The sequence below is a fragment of the Nitrosophilus sp. genome (assembly GCF_982775275.1).
The window spans coordinates 4,394-7,863 of record NZ_CEXZHP010000063.1 but is presented as its reverse complement, the minus strand read 5'-3'; the positions used below and the strand labels follow the sequence as shown (position 1 = coordinate 7,863).

At 33.3% G+C, this 3,470-nt stretch carries 5 protein-coding genes; all 5 read left to right on the top strand.

Going from position 1 to position 3,470, the window contains the following annotated elements; translation table 11 throughout:
- Positions 1–88 precede the first annotated feature (88 nt).
- From AC30RD_RS04480 to AC30RD_RS04460, 5 genes are read left to right on the top strand one after another with little or no spacing between them, the layout of a single operon-like run.
- Positions 89–592 (top strand): c-type cytochrome, encoded by a 504-nt coding sequence (locus tag AC30RD_RS04480; RefSeq protein WP_489493089.1) that lies wholly within the window; start codon positions 89–91, stop codon positions 590–592.
- Between the two features lie 45 nt (positions 593–637).
- The gene (locus AC30RD_RS04475) at positions 638–1,549 is read left to right on the top strand and encodes a NapH/MauN family ferredoxin-type protein (RefSeq protein WP_489493088.1); all 912 of its coding nucleotides are present in this window, start codon (positions 638–640) and stop codon (positions 1,547–1,549) included.
- Positions 1,546–2,190: an ABC transporter ATP-binding protein gene (locus AC30RD_RS04470; protein ID WP_489493087.1), complete on the top strand. Its 645-nt coding sequence runs from the start codon at positions 1,546–1,548 to the stop codon at positions 2,188–2,190. Before AC30RD_RS04475 ends, AC30RD_RS04470 begins: the two co-directional genes overlap by 4 nt.
- Positions 2,171–2,617, top strand: a complete 447-nt coding sequence (locus AC30RD_RS04465; RefSeq protein WP_489493086.1) for a nitrous oxide reductase accessory protein NosL — start codon at positions 2,171–2,173, stop codon at positions 2,615–2,617. The genes AC30RD_RS04470 and AC30RD_RS04465 overlap by 20 nt, the downstream gene beginning before the upstream one ends.
- The gene (locus AC30RD_RS04460; RefSeq protein WP_489493085.1) at positions 2,617–3,444 is read left to right on the top strand and encodes an ABC transporter permease; all 828 of its coding nucleotides are present in this window, start codon (positions 2,617–2,619) and stop codon (positions 3,442–3,444) included. The genes AC30RD_RS04465 and AC30RD_RS04460 overlap by 1 nt, the downstream gene beginning before the upstream one ends.
- Positions 3,445–3,470 lie beyond the last annotated feature (26 nt).

Below are 3,470 nucleotides of genomic sequence, written 5' to 3'. Positions count from 1 at the left end.
TAAAAGAGCTTTCAGATGAGATTGCAAAATTTAATGAAAAAGTTAGAAAAATAAAATCTGGAGAAAAAGTAGAATAAAAGGATAGAAAATGGTAAGACATATAATCGCGATAATTGCAGGAGCATTAACAGTAGCCGCTATTGTTTATATGGCAAAACTTGATATGGAAGTTGAAAAACTCAAGAAAATTCAAGAGATAATAGAAAAGTCAAAACTTGAAGTTCCGGCGGCAAAAGCCACAAAAGCTATACCTCAGCCGCAAGAAAAGGCTAAAGAGGAAGAGAGTGAAGAGGAGAAAAAACTAAAAGTCTTAAAAGAAAAAGCCGGAAGATTAGCGGCATTTGAAGTTAGTCCATTATATCGTAGAAACTGTGCGTCATGTCACGGTGTTAACGGAGAAGGGGCCGTTGGACCAAAACTGATTGGTAAAAGTGAGAGTGAAATTTTAGGGGCCTTGATGGATTTTAAATCTGGAAAAAGAAAAAATTATGTAATGTTTGGACTTTTAAATAATATGAAAGATGAAGATTTGAAATCTCTTGCTAAAGAGATAGGGTCTTTTGAAGAAAAAATGAAAGAAGCATCTAAATAAGGATGAGAAGGATATCTCTTTTCATCCCTCAAAAAGGAGGGGAAATTGGATAGATATAATTGGAGTGTAAAAGAGTTAGTTAACGCGCCTCTTTTATCTACCTTATACTACATAAACAAAAAAGGTAAGATTAGACCAACTTGGAGATTTTGGAGATGGCTTAGTATTATAGTTATAAATTTGGCCTTTTTCTTATCATATTTTATAGATATTCAGTTTTTAGAAGGCACTCTTACCGGATCAAGACTTCTTGGATTTCATTTGATAGATCCTTTTGCGGCTCTTGAGATCTTAGCCGCTGAGCATCATATCCATACAAATATTATTATTGGAACTGCTACGATAGTTGGCTTTTACTTTCTTGTTGGAGGAAAAGCTTTTTGCGGTTGGGTGTGTCCATACGGCTTATTGAGCGAAATAGGCGAGCATATACATCAAAAACTTGTAAATAAGCATATTATTAAAGAGAGAAAGTTTGATCCAAGAGTTAGATATGTTTTTTGGGTTATATTTTTGGCTGCCGCGGCATTGGACGGATATTTGGTGTTTGAGATAATAAATCCTGTTGGTATTATTAGTAGATTTATTGTTTATGGCTGGAGTTTGGCAATAGTTTGGGTGCTTGTTATTTTGGCAATCGAGATATTTTTCTCAAGACGAGCTTGGTGCAAATATGTTTGTCCTATAGGAACAACATATAGCTTTATTGGATGGGTAAGCCCAATGAAAGTTCAATGGGATATGCAAAAGTGTGATCACTGTGCTGCTTGTTTTATTGCATGTCCTGAAGATCATGTTTTAGAGTTTGCAAAAGCTAAATATGATGAAGAGAGAAAGAAAAAAGGGATTACTAAAGAGTTTGTTAAAGATGGTGATTGTATAATGTGCGCTAGATGTTTTGATGTTTGCCATGAAGATGCATATAATTTTGAATTTAGGTTGAAGAATCTGATATGATAAATATAAAAAATGCCGTAAAAAAGTTTATGGATGTAAATGTATTGGATAACGTTAATTTAGCTATAAAGGATGGGGATAAAATAGCTTTGATGGGTCCAAACGGAGCGGGGAAAACCACTCTTGTTAGATCAATATTAGGTTTTTATCATCTTGATAATGGTAAAATAGAGGTAAACGGATACAACCCAATAAAAAACAGAACAGAAGTTCTAAAATTTATCAGTTTTATTCCACAAACGCCTCCACCTATAAAACTTAGCGTGGAGGAGTTGTTGGAGTATGTTTCAAAAAGTTCAAACGTAAGTGTAAAAAATATCGAAAATACGGCTTTTAAGATGGATTTAGATATCCATAAGAATATAAAAAAGCCTTTTTTCAAATTAAGTGGCGGTATGAAACAAAAGCTCTTGATCGCAATAGCGATCGCTAAAAATAGCTCAATATTGATATTTGATGAACCTACCGCAAATTTGGATCCAAAAGCAAGAGAAAAATTTTATATGCTACTAAAAAACCTTGACAAAAATATTACTACTATCTATATCACGCATAGACTTGAAGAAATTGAAGGGCTTGTTAATAGAAAAATATATATGGATTTAGGAAAGATTGTTGAAGATGAAAAAATTGAGAATTAGAAATATTATTTTTATTATTTTAACTGTTTTTGCCTTTATGGGGTGTGAAAAAAAAGACTATACAAAAGAGGCGGCTGTTATGCACTGGGATAGAGATATGTGTGAACGGTGCAAGATGGCTATAAGTGAGAGAAAATTTGCCGTTCAAGCCGTTGATGAGAATGGAAAAGTATATAAGTTTGATGATATCGGATGTTTGATTTTATGGCAAGCAAAAGAGCATCCTGAGATAAAATTTAAAAAAATATGGATAACAGACGCAAAAACAGGGGAATGGATAGACGCTAAAAAGGCAAAATATACAACCGATAGCATAACGCCTATGGGGTATGGTTTTGCGGCTCATAAAAAAGGAACGGAGCCAAAGAATAAAGAGGTTATAGATTTTGAAGAGGTTAAAAGAAGAATAATAAAAATAGGAAAATAATGAAGAATCTTTTTTTAATAGCAAAACTTGATATCGCAGAATCTGCTAGAAGCAAATGGTTTTTTGTATATCTGTTTGTTTTTGGCGGACTTATGGCGCTGTTTTTTATCACCGGAATAACCGATAGCGTTGTGATGGGTTTTACAGGGCTTAGTAGGTTGCTGCTTATTTATATGCAAGTAACTATAGTGATTTTGCCTATATTTATACTTATAACCACCGTTAAATCCATTTCCGCAGATAGAGAGAGTGCAATTTTGGAGTATATGCTATCTTTTCCTATATCTTTAAAAGATTATTATTGGGGGAAAATGCTTGGAAGATTTTTTATAGTTTTTTTCCCGGTTATTTTGGCTCTTATATTGGGAGTTGTATGGGGAGTGTTTAAAGGTGGTGATCTTCCTTGGAAGATGCTATTGATTTATAGTGCACTTTTATTTTCTATGTGTGCGGTATTTTTAGGAATTGCATTTTTTATATCCACTATTGTAAAATCCCATGACGTTGCTTTAGGAGCAAGTTTTGTTGTATGGATTACTTTGTTGGCGTTTATTGATATCGCTTTAATCGGTCTTATGCTGCAAAACAGATTTGATGATAATTTTATTATCACTTTGGCGCTTTTAAATCCTATGGAGGTTTTCAGAGTTGGTGCGATAAGTCTATTTGATCCGGAATTAACAGTAATGGGACCTGTTGCTTATTTTCTTCTTGATAGTTTTGGTCATACTCTGTTTATATTGTATTCAATTTTTTATCCGCTTTTTTTGGGTGCTGTTTTTGCTTTTTTAGGTTATCTGTTTTTTAAGAAAAAAGATCTATTATAGGAGGGTTTATGAAAAAGATATTTATA